The sequence below is a fragment of the Enterococcus sp. DIV1314a genome (assembly GCF_051713805.1).
GTDB lineage: Bacteria > Bacillota > Bacilli > Lactobacillales > Enterococcaceae > Enterococcus_I > Enterococcus_I aquimarinus.
This window is the reverse complement of the sequence record NZ_JBIOQP010000001.1, coordinates 977,934-993,916: the sequence shown is the minus strand read 5'-3', so window position 1 is coordinate 993,916 and position 15,983 is coordinate 977,934. Positions and strand designations below refer to the sequence as shown.

The following is a 15,983-nucleotide window of genomic DNA, read 5'->3' as shown; positions in this document are numbered from 1 at the left end:
ATAATGCTTATCAACACGTGAACGATTGATGGATTTAAAAACCAAAAAAACCTCCCAAAGTAAGCAAAGGTTGCTTATTTCGGGAGATTCTCGTTAACATAATATTCGATATTCGCAGTGTAGATGTTTAGTCATCGACTATTTTTTAGGAACATCTGCTCTTGGTAAAGCTAAACTACCAACGATATTATATTTTTTCTTTAAATAATAACGAATTCCTAGTGCTGAACCACCGACAATCACTAAGCCTAATGGTGGTAAGATAATATTAATAAATGGTGGGATGAGTGCTGAGACTCCAATAATTAAGACCCAAGCTAAAAACGCGCCTCCTAAAATCAATAAAATCTTCCATAATTTTGGCCGCTTGCTCTTATCAGCACCTGGTCGTTCATATTGATACACATATTTGTACATCAAATAAAAGACCCAGCCCCCAAATCCTGCCATGAGGAACAACGTGATTAAACCGTAAACTTCAACGCTATTTCTGAAAAACAATCCCATTGTGCCAAGCATTAAACCAAATACCCCTAAAATCAATAAGGCATTATCCAACCACATAAACACTGGTTTCGTCTCTTTGACTTCTTCTGGTTTATTCAAAATGGCTTCGGTTCTTTCAGAAACTGTCCCAAATAACTGACGTGCCGTCCGACCTGTTTTTTGTTCTTGCACTAGTAGCGGTAACATATCATGTAACGCCACGGCTTTTTCTTCTTCCGATAAATTCGCTGCTGCTAACGATTTTTTTAAGTCAAAAATATATTGTTGATTTTTCTTCGTTAATTCTTGTTCTAACGCCCGATTTTCAGCGACGTAATTTCGTACTATTTCTGGATCCATTCTCGATTGCCCCCTTCTTTGCCTTTGACGCTTAGTTGATTCTTGTTTTATGATTAGACGTTAAAACGAAACAGCATAACATCGCCGTCTTTCACGATGTACTCTTTTCCTTCTAAACGAACACGTCCGGCTTCTTTCGCTGCTTGCATTGAACCATACTCACTTAAGTCTTCAAAAGAAACAGTTTCGGCACGAATGAATCCTTTTTCAAAATCGGAGTGAATAATACCGGCTGCTTGAGGTGCTTTGATGCCTTTGGTAAACGTCCAAGCACGAACTTCTTGCTCACCTGCCGTAAAGTATGTTGCCAATCCTAGTAAATCATAGGCTGCACGAATCAATTGATCTAAGCCAGATTCTTCAATCCCTAGGGCTTCTAAGAAATCGGCTTTGTCTTCTTCATCAAGTTCAGCAATTTCTTCTTCCGCACGGGCACAAACAACAATGACTTCCGCATTTTCGCTCGCTGCAAATTCACGGACTTGTTGAACGTATGGATTGCTGTCTGCATCTGCCACTTCATCTTCCCCAACGTTTGCTACGTACAAAACAGGTTTTGTCGTTAATAAAAACAACCCTCTGACAATTTTTTCTTCGTCTTCGGTAAATTCAATGGAGCGCGCAGAGTGTCCTTCTTCCAAAACAGGTTTGATTTTTTCTAAAACCGCAAGCTCTGCTAAAATATCTTTGTCTCTGGCTTTCGCCATTTTAGCAACTCGTTGATGCCGTTTCGTAATAGAATCTAAATCGGCTAAGACTAATTCTAAATTAATCGTATCAATGTCTTCTAATGGATTAACCCGTCCTTCAACGTGCGTAATATTGTCATCATCAAAACAGCGAACGACATGACAAATCGCATCGACTTGGCGAATATGGCTAAGAAATTGATTTCCTAGTCCTTCCCCTTTACTCGCACCCTTCACAATTCCGGCAATATCCGTAAATTCAAATGTTGTTGGGACTGTCTTCTTTGGTTTCACTAATTCTGTTAAACGTTGTAGGCGGCTATCTGGCACTTCTACCATTCCTACATTGGGATCAATCGTCGCAAATGGATAATTTGCTGCTTCGACTCCTGCTTTCGTAATTGCATTGAATAACGTCGATTTCCCTACATTTGGTAAGCCGACAATTCCTGCTGTTAATGCCATCTCTTCTTCACTCTTTCCTATGCTTTTTCTAAAATCTTCTTCATTTTTTTCTCAAACTCACGCCGAGGCATCATGACCATTTGGCCGCATTTGACGCACTTAATTTTGATATCAGCACCCATTCGAATAATTTCCCACCGATTCGTCTGACACGCGTGCGGTTTTTTCATTTCTACAATATCGCCAAAATCATACATTCTAAACGACTCCTTTATTGCTTATGCTTCGTCAAAAGAAATGTTCAACAAATCGAGAATTCGCGTTAAATCACTTTGGGAAAGATACTCAATTTCAATCTTCCCTTTGCCTTTTTTCTCATGAATTTCGACATTTGTTCCAAATTTGTCCATCAACTGTTCTTCGCTCTCACGTAAATAATAAGGTTTTTCTTGAATAATACGCGAAACTTTCTTTTTCGACTTATCATCATTCATCGCAGAAACTAGCTGTTCAAGTTGACGCACGGTTAGATTTTCTTTGACGCAACGATTAGCTAATTTTAACATTTGTTCTTTGTTTTTTAAACCTAGAAGTGTTCGTGCTTGTCCCATTGATAACCGATCATCTTGTAGCATTTCTTTGACCAATTTCGGCAAGGTCAACAACCGTAAATAGTTTGCGACATACGGCCGACTTTTCCCTAAACGAGCCGCCACTTCTGCTTGAGTTAACTTTAAGTTCGTCATGAGCATTTCGTAAGCTTCTGCTTCTTCTAACGCATTTAAATCTTCTCGTTGCAAATTTTCTAAAACGGCTACTTGCATCATCGCTTCTTCATCAAAGTCACGAATAATGGCCGGGATCGTTTCTTTTTGTGCTAATTTAGATGCACGGAAACGACGTTCACCCGCAATAATTTCATACCCCTTAACGGCTGATTCACGCACAATAATCGGTTGAAACACTCCTGAATGAGCAATAGAACTTGCTAATTCCTTTAAGGAGTTTTCATCAAATGTTTTTCTGGGTTGGTAAGGATTGGGACGCAACTCATTTAATGAAATTTCAATTACGGATTCTTTTTTGACATCGACTTCTTCTAAACTCGCTAAATCTTGAAATAAAGCGTCAATTCCTTTGCCTAAAATTTTCCCTTTATTTTTCACGAGTTAACACTTCCTTTGCTAGCGCTTGATACACTTCGGCTCCTTTTGAACGGATATCATAATCAATAATCGACATCCCATGACTTGGAGCTTCTGATAAACGAATATTGCGGGGAATAATCGTATCATATACTTTTTCTTGGAAATAACGGCGAACTTCTTCCACCACTTCTGCCCCTAAGTTCGTGCGGGCATCATACATCGTTAATAAAACACCTTCGATTTCTAACTCAGGATTAAAGTGTTTTTGGACTAAGCGAACGGTATTTAATAATTGACTCAACCCTTCTAAGGCGTAATATTCGCATTGGACGGGAATTAAAATCGAATCACTTGCTGTAAAAGCATTGATGGTTAAGTGACCTAAAGAAGGTGGACAATCGATAAGAATAAAGTCATATTGATCTTTCACTTCGTTTAACGCCATCTTTAAACGGGATTCTCGTGCCATCATCGAGGTTAATTCAATTTCTGCTCCGGCTAATTGTAACGTCGCAGGTACAATATCTAAGTTTTCTCGAGACGTTGGGTAAATCGCATCTTGAATTGGTACTTCATTGACTAATACATCATAAATATCATGTGTCACGTCTGGTTTGCGAATGCCCATTCCACTCGTCGCATTTCCTTGAGCATCACTATCAACTAAAAGAATTTTCTTTCCAACAAACGCAAGACTCGCGCCTAGATTAACAGTAGTCGTCGTTTTTCCTACGCCACCTTTTTGATTTGCAACAGAAATAATACGTGCCATGGATACGCCTCCTATTTTAGTGGTTGCTTATTTGGTATTCCTGGTTTTCTTGGGTATTTATTTGGTGTCTCTTTTTTCTTTTCAATCATTAAGATATGACGTTCATCGCCAATTAAGGGTAAATGAATCACTTTATCTTCTACAAATTTCCCGCCTAATAAAGCAATGGCTGACTGCGCCTCTTGCAGCTCCTCATCACTCTTCGTCGCTTTTAGTGCATAGAAATAGCCTGATTTTTTAACGAGAGGCAAACAGAGCTCTGCAAGGACATTCAAACGAGCGACTGCACGCGCCGTCACGTAATCATAGCTAGCCCGTTGCTCTTTTGACTGGCCAAAGGTTTCAGCCCGATCATGGAACAAAGAGACCCCTTCTAGCTGCAATGATTGCACTAAGTGTGTTAAAAAGGTTATCCGCTTGTTCAAAGAGTCCACAATCGTGACTTTTAAGTCAGGGAAAATGATTTTTAACGGAATACTCGGGAAGCCCGCTCCTGAACCAACATCACATAAAGAGGCTTCGGGATTAAAATCGACTGCGAGTGCTAGTGTAATGGAATCATAAAAATGCTTTAAATAGACTTCTTTTTTTTCTGTAATTGCCGTCAAATTCATTTTTTCGTTCCAAGATACGAGTAGTTCATAATAGCTTTCGAATTGGTGCATTTGTTGCGCACTTAATTCGATGCCTTGTTCGTGTAATTGTTGTTTAAATTCTTCAGGTAGCATCGCTTTTTCCTTTCTTTTTCGTGAAACAGGGAATGTTTCACAGATTCGTTCTTACTTTAACGTAAATTTAGCAATCATGCAAGAGAAAGTCCGATTTCTATTGATGATTTCGCGACTTTTTTATTGTTTCACGTGAAACAAAAACAATCAATCGACAGCGGACGATTGATTGTTTTATCAGACATTATCTTTCATATAAAGACGTTTCTACTAAGTCGTATTGCGGCGTTTTTGTAAAACGTAATGTTTCAGCAAACTTGCCTTCCGTTTCAAAAATAATCACTTCATTTTCTTTCTGTAAAAACCCTTTTGGAATATACAATGACTGCTGGGCACCTTTATGCCAAAAACGTCCAATATGATGGCCATTTACTAGTACAATCCCTTTACCAAACTCTTGTAGGTTAATAAACGTATCCGCTAATTCTTCTAATGTGAAACGATATTGATAAAAAGCTGGTTGCCCCGCTTGCCACTCTTGTGAAAAATCAATCGTGAACGGTTTATCAAATGACAAACAATAGTGATCCCACTCTAACATAAAATGCAAATCACTCATCACCCCTTGGCGAATCCCTTTGCGTTGCGTCTCGGCCAACAATTTATGTCCGTAATTGACGCGACTCATATTCTCAACTAAAATATCTAATTGATTTTCTTCGTCTATCAAAGAAACAAAGAGATCTTCCCCAATCTGTTCTTGGTATTGGGTCGCAATATGCTCACCATTTACAAAAACTTGCGCACGGTCACGCCCATCAATGATACGTAATCGCTGATTATCCATCTCTTTTTGCAAGGTCGTTCGATAAAAAAGATAGCCATATGCTTGTCCCAACTCTTCCATCGTTTGCGGATACTTCGATGTTACTTTTTGACTGATCTCATCAATCACGGATACGAGACTCACTTTGTTCGTCAATGGGACATTCTCTAAAGCGAAACTCGTTTTAATGAGTGGCTCCATCTGAACGATTTCAGGAAATAACTCATGAATCATTTTTTGAATCGCATAATATTTTTCAGTCGGATTCCCCTGCTCGTCCAGTGGCGCCCCGTAATCATACGAGGTAATCTGTGGGAGATCTCTTGTTCCACGAGCTGAACAGCCATTCATAAAGCCAAAGTTTGTTCCTCCATGAAACATATACAGATTCACACTACCGATTTCCAACACTTCTTTTAATGCTTCGACCAATTCATCCGTTTCTCTCGTCACAATGGGTTCTCCCCAGCGGTTAAACCACCCATCCCAAAATTCCATACACATCAGTGGCCATTTTTTGTGATATGATTCGTGAAATTTCTTTAATTCTGCAAAATTGGCTTTGCCTTTTGAGCCAAAATTCCCAGTCGGTAACACTCCTTCTTCGACCATACTACCTGCTCGTAATGTTGCTAGCCAAGAACCATCTGAAGTGAAGAATGGGACATTGACACCACAATCTTCCATGATTTGCTTAATCGCTTTTAAATAGTCCTTATCTTCCCCATATGAACCATATTCATTTTCAATTTGCATCATCAAAATCGGACCGCCATGAGTCACTTGTAAGGAAACGACCTTTTCTAACAATTCCTCGTAATAACGACGTACATAGGTTAAAAATACCGGATCACTGGAACGAATACGGCAGTTTTTTTCTAGCAACCATGCCGGTAATCCACCAAATTCCCATTCCGCACAAATATACGGAGTCGGTCGTAAAATAACATATAGCCCAACTTCTTGCGCTAATTGAATAAAAGAGACCACATCACTAAATCCAGTGAATGTAAAGGTTCCCTCTTCTTTTTCATGCATATTCCAAGGAACATACGTCTCAACCGTATTAAATCCCAACGCTTTTAAATTGTATAAGGAATGATACCACTCATCAGGATGAATTCGAAAATAATGAATGGCTCCCGATAAGATTTTAAATGGCTCTCCATCTAACATAAATTCTTCTTTTATTTCAAAAGTCGTCATTTTTAGGCTCCTCTCGTTAGTAAAAGGGAATGATAACAGCGACTGTTTTCATCCCCTTCTTTTTCACTAATCACATATTTTCACTTTATCATGCCACGAACTCGCCGTTTGTGCGACGACGCGATTTAAAGACTCAATATTCTCTCGTCCTTGTGTTTGTAACCATTCTCGAGTTGCTGCTTCTCCTTCTTTAATGAACGGCTCTACGCCATTTTTCCACGTTGCACGACCGCATAATACTCCATTAAAAGTCGAACCGGCTTCTTTCGCAAATCTTAGTGTCTCTTGGAATAACGCTGCCGAAACGCCCGCACTCAAGAAAATGAATGGTAAGTTCGTAGCATCGCTTTGTTCTTTAAATAAGCGCAGTGCTTCTTCACGGGTATAAACAACCTCACCCTCAGCGAAGCCTTCGACGTAATTCATATTCACTGGAACTTCCACTTTTAAGACATCAACTTTATATTGTGGTTTCGAAAATTCACGCATCATCGCATTGACTTTGTGTCCTTTCACTCGAGCAAATGCGACGGATTGATTGTCGGAAATGGTCGCATCATAAGATAACAGTTCCAAATAAAAGGGTAAGTCTTCTGCTAAACATTCACTTCCTAGACGCTCAATAAACACATGTTTTTTATGGTTAATCGCCGGATCTTCATCGACATCATAATAAAGTAAGAACTTTATCGCATCTGCTCCTTGTTCTTTCAAACGAATAACAGACCAATCTTCTAGTAAATCAGGGAGTCTTCCAGGAGTCGTAGCATCATAACCTGTTTTTTCATAGGCTAACAACAACCCTGCTTCTTCATGACGTGCACGGGTAGCTGGTAAACCATATTCAGGGTCTAACAAAATCGATGATGCATAAGGCGTTAGTTCTTCTGAGACAAGCGTCTTAAATGCCTCGATTTGCTCCCCTGTCGCTTCTTCCCCAAAAGCTTGAATCATTTTCTTCATCGCACCTCGTTGATCGATTGCGAGGGCGCCAATACGTCCGTCTTTTGTGGATAGTCGGTCCATTGCTGCTTTTTTTCCTTGCGTTAAATATAACATCTTGTCTCTCCTATCTCATTTGTTTTTTTATTGTTCATATGGATGAATCGTAACACCTTTAACGACTCGATTCACCGTTCCAGTCGGTGAAGGCGTATCTGGTGTATTGCCAACTTTTACGGATGACAATAGCGAAATCGTTTGGGCAAACAGAACATCTACTAAAGCAAGATAGCCATCGGGTAACAAGTCAGTCCCTGTTACAACTTCAAAACATTCCCCTGAAAAGTCGATTGTTCCTGGTTGACCGATACCGATTACTCCAGCAGCAATCTGATCGCCACTCACTTCTTCTAAGATGTCGCAGTCATATTGACGCGTGTAGGGTTGATTACTCATAAAAACAAAAATTAAGGTTTTCTCATTCACAAACGATTTGGGGCCATGACGAAATCCGAGCGAAGAGTCAAACACGGTCGTGATTTTTCCTGCGGTCAACTCTAATACTTTTAATTGAGCTTCGCGCGCAAGTCCTGCTAAGCTCCCAGATCCTAGATACACAATCCGATCAAATTCACGATCGACAAATGATTTAATCTCAGCTTCGCGCTGCAAGACTTCTTGACCTAGCGTCAGCATATTTTGTACATGTTTACTTTTTTCGAGTAATGAATAACGGGAATCAAAGACGAGTAGTGCGGTTAATGTCATACATGAAAAGCTCCCCGTCATGGCAAACCCTTTGTCATTGGAGTCTTCTGGCATCAGTAATAATAAGTTGCGTTCATCTCCAAGAGCAGCTTTTGCCAATGCACCTTCTTTCGCACAAGTAATCGTAATATGATAACTATTTTTAATGAGTTGATTGGCTAGTTTGACCGCTGCGACACTTTCTGGGCTATTCCCACTACGTGCAAATGAAACTAGAATCGTCGTATCATCGGGATTGAGATATTGTAACGGTGCGGCAACAATATCGGTCGTTCCAGCACTTTGAAATAAAAAGTTCTCGTGATCGCCGTATTCATTCAAATAAGGTACTAAAATATCACCCACATACTGAGAAGTGCCTGCACCGGTAAAAATAACTCGCACACGACTCGTTGTATTTTTTTTCACGCTCGCTAAAAATGACGTTACTCGTTCGTAGGCCTTTTCATAATTTTCTAACGTTTCTTGCCATAATTTGGGCTGTTGATGAATCTCGCGAGTCGTAATTTCAGCGCCCAACCTCGCTAGTTCTTCTTTCGTTAATTGATACATTTTTATCCCTCCATCGTCATCCTTTTTAAAAATTAACTGGTTACTACCACAATATGAGTTTACTATATTAAAAAATGATAGTCAACTTTAAAAAGGTTTATTATCGCGGTTCTCTCTTATTTTTATTTATTCATAAAAATATTATGAAAGAAACCACCTGCTAAGAAAGAACGCTCAGCAAGTGGTTGTCTCTTTGTTACTATTCGTCTTCGTCTTCATCATCCGTCATCGCAGCTAAGCGATCATTTATAAGTGAAATCCCTGCCTTTGATTCTTCGACAATGTCGCCTTTTGAGCCAATCATCTCACCATTAATATAACTGATGATCATTGGCATATTCATTCCTGAATATAATTCAAATGACCACCCTGTCATTAACAATTGGGTTGCCACATTGCATGGCGTTCCTCCTGCTAAATCACAAAAAATGGTAAAATCATCCAGGTTATGAAGCACGGATTCCAATTTTTCTTGAAATTCTTTGGGCCCTTCTGCAGGTAATAAACAGACTGAATGGATATTACTTTGTGGTCCCATAATCATTTCAGTACTCTGTTTTAAATGTTCACTAAACGTCCCATGACTGATTAAAACTAATTGGCTCATTTATATTACGCTCCTACTATTATTTATTTCGAAATCACACCTAATGCCGATAAAGCAATACAAACAAATAATACGATGAAAATCGCACGTGTTGCTGTCATATTTTTTCTACCTAGTAACCAGTACACACAGCCAACGATTGCTGCTGGGAATAAACGCGGTAAAATCATATCTAAGTTATTTTGGATGTTTAATGTTACATCCCCTAAACTTGGTGCCCAAGCAATTTTCACATTAATCATCGTTGCCACAAGGGCTCCTACCATGAATACTCCCATTAACGTTGCCGCATCAGTTAAAGCAGTTAAGCGATGTTGCATCGTGGTTACCAAACTCACACCTTCTTTGTAAGCAAATTCCAATTGCTTCCAACGGAATACAATCACTGCTAATTGAGCCGCAATCCAGATGAAAATGCCGACAGGATTCCCTTGAATCGCCATATTTGCTGCTAGTGCTCCGAAAATAGTTGGAATTAATGCCCCAAAAATGGAATCCCCAATTGCCGCAAAAGGTCCCATTAAACCAGCTTTAATCCCTGAAACCGTATCAATGCCATCAATACCTTCTTTTTCCTCAATCGCTAAGTCAATACCTGTTACAATCGTATTCAAAAAGTTCGAGGTATTGAAGAATTGCGAGTGCGCTTTCATTGCTGTCTTTAATTCTTCTGTCCCGTCACCGTACATCTTACGAAGCTGCGGTAAAATATGGTATAAGTAACCAGATCCTTGCATCCGCTCATAGTTCCATCCTAATTGGAATGTCAGGATATTTCTAAGGTTAATTTGTTTAAAATCCTCTTTTGTTAATTTATAATTAGATTTCGTCATCTTCGATTTCCCCCTCAACAGATGCTTGTGAAGCTCCTTGTGGTGCTACTGGTCCACCGATATTATTTTTGTAACTAATTGCAGCTAATGCAAAACCAATAATTGCAATTCCTAACATTGGCAATCCGTTAAAGATACCTGAAAATTCTTCGACAACCGTTGCCACACTTCCACCTAAGAACTGAATATTACCAAATACGGTCGTTAATAAGGCCGTGATAACAAAGCCTAATGCGAGATAAGGGAAGTGTTTTTTTACTGGTAAATAACGTAATAAAATTGCAAACCCGACAGCAGGTAACACTGCTCCTGCCACAGACAACCCGTCTCCTAACCATTTTAAATCACCGTTTAAAATCGCCACGACACTTTCAACTAATTCGCCACCAAAAGCTAATGCTAAAAATACTGGCAACATCCGAGAAAGAGACCATGGAATCGCACCTGCTAAATAATTTCGTTCAATCCCTTTATAGTTAAAGTTTTCAACGTGAGCATCAATCCGGTGCGCAAAATACGTATTCGTAAAGCGTCCTAAAATATCCATTTGAATCATTAATGCTGCTACTGGAACCGCAATTGTCGCAATCGCTTGTTCAGGATCCCAACCGAGTGACACAGAAAATGCTGTTGCTAAAACCGTTCCAGAGTTGGCATCAATCCGTGATGACCCTCCAAACGTCCCAACCCCTAAAATGGTTAGTTGCATGGCACCCCCAATTAATAATCCTGTTTTTAAATCGCCCATCACAAGCCCTGCAAAGAAACCTGCAAAAACGGGAGAACTGATTGAAGAATAAAACTGTAATTCATCGAGAATTTGATACCCTGCATATAATGATAATAATAATATCTGCCACCATTGAATCGCCATGTAATTTTCCCTCCTTATTTGTTTAACAGACTCATAAATTGCTCAACCCGATCATTTGGTACCATTTGTGAAACCAAGCGTACTCCTTTCTCATCTAATTTTTTAAATGCCTCTACATCCTCGTCTACAACATTAATCGATTTCGTAATCGAGCGTGTTTCAGGAGTTTGAGACATATTTCCCACGTTAATCTCTTCCAACTTCACACCATGTTCGATTAATTTTAATAAGCGATCTGGACGACGAGCAACAATGAGCAAACGTTGTGAATCATATTTCCCTGCTAAAATATTTTGTGCAGCTTTTTCAATCGGTAAAATACTCAATTTTACTCCCGCAGGTGTCGCTAGTTTTAATCCACTTTTTTCAATTGCGTTTTGAGCGACTTCATCATCCACCACCATGATACGAGTAATATTCAATTTGTTCGTCCATAAATTTGCCACTTGTCCGTGAATCAATCGACCATCAATCCGTACACCAATAATTGCCATAATCTTCTTCCTCCTGACTGATTTGCTATCTCGATAGCAACCAATTTAATCTGTTACTTACCTTTAAGAAAAGATAACGGTTTCATTTTGATTCAAAAAAAGAATGCCGTTTGCTAAAGATAAAATAATTTTTGATACTCAATTGAAGAAATAAAAATAAAAGCGATAAAAAATGATTAGTCTGCTTGTCCTTTTTATTTTAAAATTGAGACCATTAAACCTTTCTATCTGGTAGTAACCACAACATAAGTATAAATTATCCTAGTAATTTGTCAATAGCTTTTCTTTAAAAAGCAAAAGAATATAAAACGCATACATTCTTATTTTTAACCAAAAAAAAAGAGAAACATTTACTATTAATAAGCATTCGTTTCACTTTTTATATTTTTAAACTCTAATAAAATAGATTTCTCTCTCTTGATGAAGGAATCATGAACGGGTGTCTTCAAAGTTAACTACTGGTATTATATTTTTCTTTTATTCTTCACTAGTTGTGCTAACCAATTTTGATAAAATAACACTGACTCCGCGTGCCAACAAGGGGTAATGTTCTCATTTGGATCGTTATTTTTAAAATAATTTTCAGGCACATTCGGATTTAATCCTTTCAATAAATCACGGATATACTCGTTTTTTAACGTCTCTTTAGCATATTCCAAATGACCTAAGATGTAAATCGCTCTCAAGTTTTCAGAAGCTAGAATGGTCGGACCTAGTTCCTGACTTGAAGCGACCGCTGTTAAAGGACATTGGGCAAGTTGCTCTTGATTGACTTGCGTATAGCGTGATTGCGGATAACAAAACGTTGTCGGGAATCCTTGAACGAGAGGATGTGCTTGATTCACTTCTTGCTTAAAGACACCTGAAAGCTTCTCTTTCAACAGGTATTTATCGACACCATAAGAATAATACAAGCCTGCCATGGCTCCCCAGCAGATATAAAGCGTTGAATGACTTTGCGTTTGACTCCACTCGATTATTTCGGTTAGCTCAGACCAATAATCCACTTCTTCAAAAGGAATGGTCTCGATTGGTGCTCCGGTAATGATAAAGCCATCAAAAGACTGATCTTTAAGATCTTGTATTGTATAATAATGGGTTTCTAAATGTTCTTTTTTGGTCGTTGTACTCTCGTAAGACCCCATTTTTATTAAGTAAACGGCGATTGATTGTTGACTTTTTTCTAATAATCCAAATAATTGTTCTTCCGTGACTTCTTTTTGCGGCATTAAATTAACAATTCCAATTTTTATAGGCTGAGTGGATGGATGACTTGAAGGGTTGATTTGAATGACTTTCTCCTTCAACAAGCATTTTTTTACATGAATTTCTCCATTTTCTAGCGACATCATCGTTCCTCCTTCATTAAAAAATCATTTTTTTCGTGAATTTCTAATCAAGTTATAATATTTAAACAGAATTGTCAATCGATTGATTTAAAAAACTTTTTTACCTTTTTTAATTGACAAATGATTTTTTTGCGGTATGATTGGTCTTACAAATATTAAAACACTATGAGAAAGAAAGTAAAATGATAAGAATTTTCTAACAGAAAGCTTCGGTAGCTGAGAAGAAGCGAAACATTCCTCATTTGAAAATGGCTTTTGAGTGGGTACTTCGAATTTTTTTTAGAAGTACACGGAGGTTCCCGTTAAAAAAACAGCAATATCGCTTATTTGAGCCGTATTGATCGAGGTAAAAGTGGAAACTTTTACGAATTAAGGTGGTACCATGTATTCATACATCCTTAGAAGAGACAGTTGTCTTTTCTAAGGATTTTTTTGTTTTTTAAATTAAAGGAGGAATGACGGATGTGTCAAAATATTGTCAGTCGTAGTGAAATTGTCGGGAGCTTTTTACGCCCAGAAGCATTGAAAGTGGCGAGGGATGCCTACCAAAAAGGCGAGATTTCTCTTTCTGACTTAAAAAAGATTGAAGATCAAACCATTACGGAACTTGTCGCGAAACAAAAAGACGTTGGATTGACATATGTGAGTGATGGTGAATTTCGTCGTAGTTACTGGCATTTAGATTTTTTCTGGGGATTGAATGGTGTTGAGCATACAGTTAAGGAGCAAGGATATCTTTTTCACGGGGAAGAAACAAGACCAGACTCTGCGTGGTTAGTCGATCAAATTCGTTACAATCCCAATCATCCTGTTTTTGAAGAATTTACATTCCTCACGCAACTAGTCGACGCCAAGCATATACGACAAAGTATCCCTGCACCTGCACAACTATACGCCGAACTTGTGAGAGAAGATAATGCCGCTAAAATCGATCGTTATTATGCCGATCATGAAGCGTTGTACGAAGATATTATTCAAGCTTATCGAGAAACCATCTTACAGCTTTATGCACTTGGTTGTCGACATCTTAAATTAGATGATTGTACATGGGGATTTTTTGTTGATACGTCTTATGCTGAGATTTTAAACCTCGATCAATCAGCTTTAGATGCATTACAACAAGTCTACTTACGCCTAAACAATGGAGCCATCGCAGATTTACCTGAAGATTTGATTGTGACCACTCACGTCTGTCGGGGAAATTATCACTCCACATGGGCGATGGCTGGTGGTTATGAACCCGTTGGAAACACACTTTTAGCAAATGAACATGTCGATGCGTTCTTTTTAGAATTCGATGACGAACGTGCCGGTGATTTTGAACCGTTACGATTTTTACCTGAAGGCAAGAAAGTTGTTTTAGGTTTAGTGACAAGTAAATCTGGGGAGTTAGAAGAAAAAGAAAGCATCATTTCACGGATTCACGAAGCCAGTCAGTACGTTCCATTAGAACAAATTTATCTTAGTCCACAATGTGGCTTTGCCTCTACCGAAGAAGGCAATATTTTAACAGAGGAAGCCCAATGGCAAAAAATTCAGTTAATCAACGACATTACGGAAACTGTCTGGGGTCAGACATCAAAATAAAAACTTTTATCTGAGGAGGAAAACAATATGACAAAACAACATTTCGAAACAATTCAATTACACGGTGGCCAAACAATTGATCAGGAAACAGGAAGCCGAAGTGTCCCTCTTTATCAAACGACATCTTTCGTTTTTGACAGTGCAGAACAAGCAGCCAATCGGTTTAATTTAAGTGATGCTGGGAATATTTATACTCGAATTACGAATCCCACGACTGCTGTTTTAGAAGAGCGCCTGGCTTTACTTGAAGGTGGAGTTGGGGCAGTCGCTACCGCTTCTGGTTCGGCAGCCATTACGTATGCGATTTTAAATATTGCTTCCGCCGGCGACAATATTGTCTCTGCTAAAAGCATTTACGGTGGTTCGTATAACTTATTTGCGCATACCCTACCAGAATTTGGCATTACGACTACTTTTGTTGATGCAGATGAACCAACGACTGTTAAAGAGGCGATTACCGAGCAGACGAAAGCCATTTTCCTCGAGTCTTTAGGAAATCCGGATATTACCATTGCAGACATTGAAGCCATTGCTCAAATTGCGCATGAAGCGGGTATTCCTTTAATTGTTGATAATACGTTTGCGACAGCTTATTTATTTAGACCTTTTGAATACGGGGCAGATATCGTTGTCTATTCCACGACCAAATATATCGGCGGCCACGGCGTAGCAATGGGTGGCGCGATTATTGATGCCGGAACGTTTAACTGGGATAATGGTAAATTCCCACGTCTTGTGGAACCAGACGCAAGTTATCATGGGATTTCATGGGTCAAAGATGTCGGTGCTGCTGCTTATATTACCCGTGTGCGGACAGTCCTTTTACGCGATACTGGTGCTTGCGCCTCACCCTTTAACTCATGGTTACTATTATTAGGGTTAGAAACGCTCTCGCTTCGATTAGAAAGACATGTTGAAAATGCCCAAAAAGCAGCAGAGTTTTTGGAAAATCATCCAAAAGTGGCTTGGGTCAATTATCCAGGACTGAAAAGTAATCCTTACTACGAGTTGGCTCAAAAATATTTCCCGAAAGGTTCAAGTGCTATTTTCACCTTTGGCTTAAAAGCCGGTGGTGAAGCAAGTAAAGCCTTCATTGATCATATTGAATTATTCTCTTTATTAGCCAACGTTGGTGATGCTAAATCATTAATTATCCACCCTGCCTCCACGACGCATTCTCAACTCTCTGAAGAGGAGTTACTCGCTGCAGGAATTAAACCAGAAACCATTCGTTTATCGATTGGACTAGAACATATCGATGACATTATTGCTGATTTGACTCAAGCATTAGATAAAATCTAAAAGTTGTTCCACGTGAAACAAGCCACTATTCAATTCCCAACATCATGGGTTGAATAGTGGCTTATTCGATTTTCGTACAAAAAATAAAAAACAATCGCTATTTAAATAATTATTT

At 38.9% G+C, this 15,983-nt stretch carries 16 protein-coding genes and 1 other annotated feature; of the genes, 2 read left to right on the top strand and 14 right to left on the bottom strand.

Annotated elements, in window-relative coordinates; all coding sequences use genetic code 11:
- Positions 1 to 138: 138 nt before the first annotated feature.
- The 14 genes from IGI68_RS04825 to IGI68_RS04760 form a co-directional block, all read right to left on the bottom strand.
- Positions 139 to 846: a DUF1129 domain-containing protein gene (locus IGI68_RS04825; RefSeq protein WP_071874506.1), complete on the bottom strand. Its 708-nt coding sequence runs from the start codon at positions 844 to 846 to the stop codon at positions 139 to 141.
- Between the two features lie 53 nt (positions 847 to 899).
- Positions 900 to 2,000 carry a redox-regulated ATPase YchF gene (ychF, locus tag IGI68_RS04820; RefSeq protein WP_071874507.1) on the bottom strand — a complete coding sequence of 367 codons (1,101 nt, stop codon included), beginning with the start codon at positions 1,998 to 2,000 and terminating at the stop codon, positions 900 to 902.
- A gap of 17 nt (positions 2,001 to 2,017) precedes the next feature.
- Complete coding sequence (locus tag IGI68_RS04815; protein ID WP_071874508.1) at positions 2,018 to 2,197, bottom strand: DUF951 domain-containing protein; 180 nt, start codon at positions 2,195 to 2,197, stop codon at positions 2,018 to 2,020.
- A gap of 21 nt (positions 2,198 to 2,218) precedes the next feature.
- A complete protein-coding gene (locus tag IGI68_RS04810; protein ID WP_071874509.1) occupies positions 2,219 to 3,106 on the bottom strand; it encodes a ParB/RepB/Spo0J family partition protein in 888 nt (295 codons plus the stop codon).
- Positions 3,096 to 3,860 (bottom strand): ParA family protein, encoded by a 765-nt coding sequence (locus tag IGI68_RS04805; RefSeq protein WP_071874510.1) that lies wholly within the window; start codon positions 3,858 to 3,860, stop codon positions 3,096 to 3,098. Before IGI68_RS04805 ends, IGI68_RS04810 begins: the two co-directional genes overlap by 11 nt.
- Before the next feature lie 11 nt (positions 3,861 to 3,871).
- Entirely contained in the window at positions 3,872 to 4,588 is a 717-nt protein-coding gene (gene rsmG / locus IGI68_RS04800; RefSeq protein WP_438730919.1) for a 16S rRNA (guanine(527)-N(7))-methyltransferase RsmG, read from the bottom strand.
- A gap of 184 nt (positions 4,589 to 4,772) precedes the next feature.
- Positions 4,773 to 6,560: a glycoside hydrolase family 35 protein gene (locus IGI68_RS04795; protein ID WP_438730916.1), complete on the bottom strand. Its 1,788-nt coding sequence runs from the start codon at positions 6,558 to 6,560 to the stop codon at positions 4,773 to 4,775.
- A 66-nt stretch (positions 6,561 to 6,626) separates the two neighbouring features.
- Positions 6,627 to 7,619: a tagatose-bisphosphate aldolase gene (lacD, locus tag IGI68_RS04790; RefSeq protein WP_071874513.1), complete on the bottom strand. Its 993-nt coding sequence runs from the start codon at positions 7,617 to 7,619 to the stop codon at positions 6,627 to 6,629.
- Between the two features lie 27 nt (positions 7,620 to 7,646).
- Complete coding sequence (locus IGI68_RS04785) at positions 7,647 to 8,822, bottom strand: SIS domain-containing protein (RefSeq protein ID WP_438730913.1); 1,176 nt, start codon at positions 8,820 to 8,822, stop codon at positions 7,647 to 7,649.
- A gap of 199 nt (positions 8,823 to 9,021) precedes the next feature.
- Positions 9,022 to 9,429: a PTS sugar transporter subunit IIA gene (locus IGI68_RS04780; protein ID WP_071874515.1), complete on the bottom strand. Its 408-nt coding sequence runs from the start codon at positions 9,427 to 9,429 to the stop codon at positions 9,022 to 9,024.
- Positions 9,430 to 9,452: 23 nt separating this feature from the next.
- Positions 9,453 to 10,262 carry a PTS system mannose/fructose/sorbose family transporter subunit IID gene (locus tag IGI68_RS04775; RefSeq protein ID WP_071874516.1) on the bottom strand — a complete coding sequence of 270 codons (810 nt, stop codon included), beginning with the start codon at positions 10,260 to 10,262 and terminating at the stop codon, positions 9,453 to 9,455.
- Positions 10,249 to 11,136 (bottom strand): PTS mannose/fructose/sorbose/N-acetylgalactosamine transporter subunit IIC, encoded by an 888-nt coding sequence (locus IGI68_RS04770; protein ID WP_071874517.1) that lies wholly within the window; start codon positions 11,134 to 11,136, stop codon positions 10,249 to 10,251. The genes IGI68_RS04775 and IGI68_RS04770 overlap by 14 nt, the downstream gene beginning before the upstream one ends.
- A gap of 14 nt (positions 11,137 to 11,150) precedes the next feature.
- Positions 11,151 to 11,630 (bottom strand): PTS sugar transporter subunit IIB, encoded by a 480-nt coding sequence (locus tag IGI68_RS04765; protein WP_273230467.1) that lies wholly within the window; start codon positions 11,628 to 11,630, stop codon positions 11,151 to 11,153.
- A gap of 464 nt (positions 11,631 to 12,094) precedes the next feature.
- On the bottom strand, positions 12,095 to 12,979 hold the full coding sequence (locus tag IGI68_RS04760) for a homoserine O-succinyltransferase (RefSeq protein ID WP_273230465.1): 885 nt from the start codon (positions 12,977 to 12,979) through the stop codon (positions 12,095 to 12,097).
- Positions 12,980 to 13,135: 156 nt separating this feature from the next.
- Positions 13,136 to 13,382 (top strand) — a binding site (T-box leader).
- A gap of 59 nt (positions 13,383 to 13,441) precedes the next feature.
- Here IGI68_RS04760 and IGI68_RS04755 point away from each other — a divergent pair.
- A complete protein-coding gene (locus IGI68_RS04755; protein ID WP_438730907.1) occupies positions 13,442 to 14,566 on the top strand; it encodes a 5-methyltetrahydropteroyltriglutamate--homocysteine S-methyltransferase in 1,125 nt (374 codons plus the stop codon).
- Between the two features lie 27 nt (positions 14,567 to 14,593).
- On the top strand, positions 14,594 to 15,868 hold the full coding sequence (locus tag IGI68_RS04750; protein WP_438730904.1) for an O-acetylhomoserine aminocarboxypropyltransferase/cysteine synthase family protein: 1,275 nt from the start codon (positions 14,594 to 14,596) through the stop codon (positions 15,866 to 15,868).
- Positions 15,869 to 15,983: the final 115 nt, after the last annotated feature.

Bases quoted from the DNA above. Each gene is read 5' to 3' on its own strand.
- IGI68_RS04805 (WP_071874510.1), bottom strand. From the start codon at position 3,860: ATGGCACGTATTATTTCTGTTGCAAATCAAAAAGGTGGCGTAGGAAAA.
- rsmG (WP_438730919.1), bottom strand. From the start codon at position 4,588: ATGCTACCTGAAGAATTTAAACAACAATTACACGAACAAGGCATCGAA.
- IGI68_RS04760 (WP_273230465.1), bottom strand. From the start codon at position 12,979: ATGTCGCTAGAAAATGGAGAAATTCATGTAAAAAAATGCTTGTTGAAG.
- IGI68_RS04785 (WP_438730913.1), bottom strand. From the start codon at position 8,822: ATGTATCAATTAACGAAAGAAGAACTAGCGAGGTTGGGCGCTGAAATT.
- ychF (WP_071874507.1), bottom strand. From the start codon at position 2,000: ATGGCATTAACAGCAGGAATTGTCGGCTTACCAAATGTAGGGAAATCG.
- IGI68_RS04765 (WP_273230467.1), bottom strand. From the start codon at position 11,630: ATGGCAATTATTGGTGTACGGATTGATGGTCGATTGATTCACGGACAA.
- IGI68_RS04815 (WP_071874508.1), bottom strand. From the start codon at position 2,197: ATGTATGATTTTGGCGATATTGTAGAAATGAAAAAACCGCACGCGTGT.
- IGI68_RS04755 (WP_438730907.1), top strand. From the start codon at position 13,442: ATGTGTCAAAATATTGTCAGTCGTAGTGAAATTGTCGGGAGCTTTTTA.
- IGI68_RS04780 (WP_071874515.1), bottom strand. From the start codon at position 9,429: ATGAGCCAATTAGTTTTAATCAGTCATGGGACGTTTAGTGAACATTTA.
- IGI68_RS04770 (WP_071874517.1), bottom strand. From the start codon at position 11,136: ATGGCGATTCAATGGTGGCAGATATTATTATTATCATTATATGCAGGG.
- IGI68_RS04775 (WP_071874516.1), bottom strand. From the start codon at position 10,262: ATGACGAAATCTAATTATAAATTAACAAAAGAGGATTTTAAACAAATT.
- lacD (WP_071874513.1), bottom strand. From the start codon at position 7,619: ATGTTATATTTAACGCAAGGAAAAAAAGCAGCAATGGACCGACTATCC.
- IGI68_RS04825 (WP_071874506.1), bottom strand. From the start codon at position 846: ATGGATCCAGAAATAGTACGAAATTACGTCGCTGAAAATCGGGCGTTA.
- IGI68_RS04795 (WP_438730916.1), bottom strand. From the start codon at position 6,560: ATGACGACTTTTGAAATAAAAGAAGAATTTATGTTAGATGGAGAGCCA.
- IGI68_RS04750 (WP_438730904.1), top strand. From the start codon at position 14,594: ATGACAAAACAACATTTCGAAACAATTCAATTACACGGTGGCCAAACA.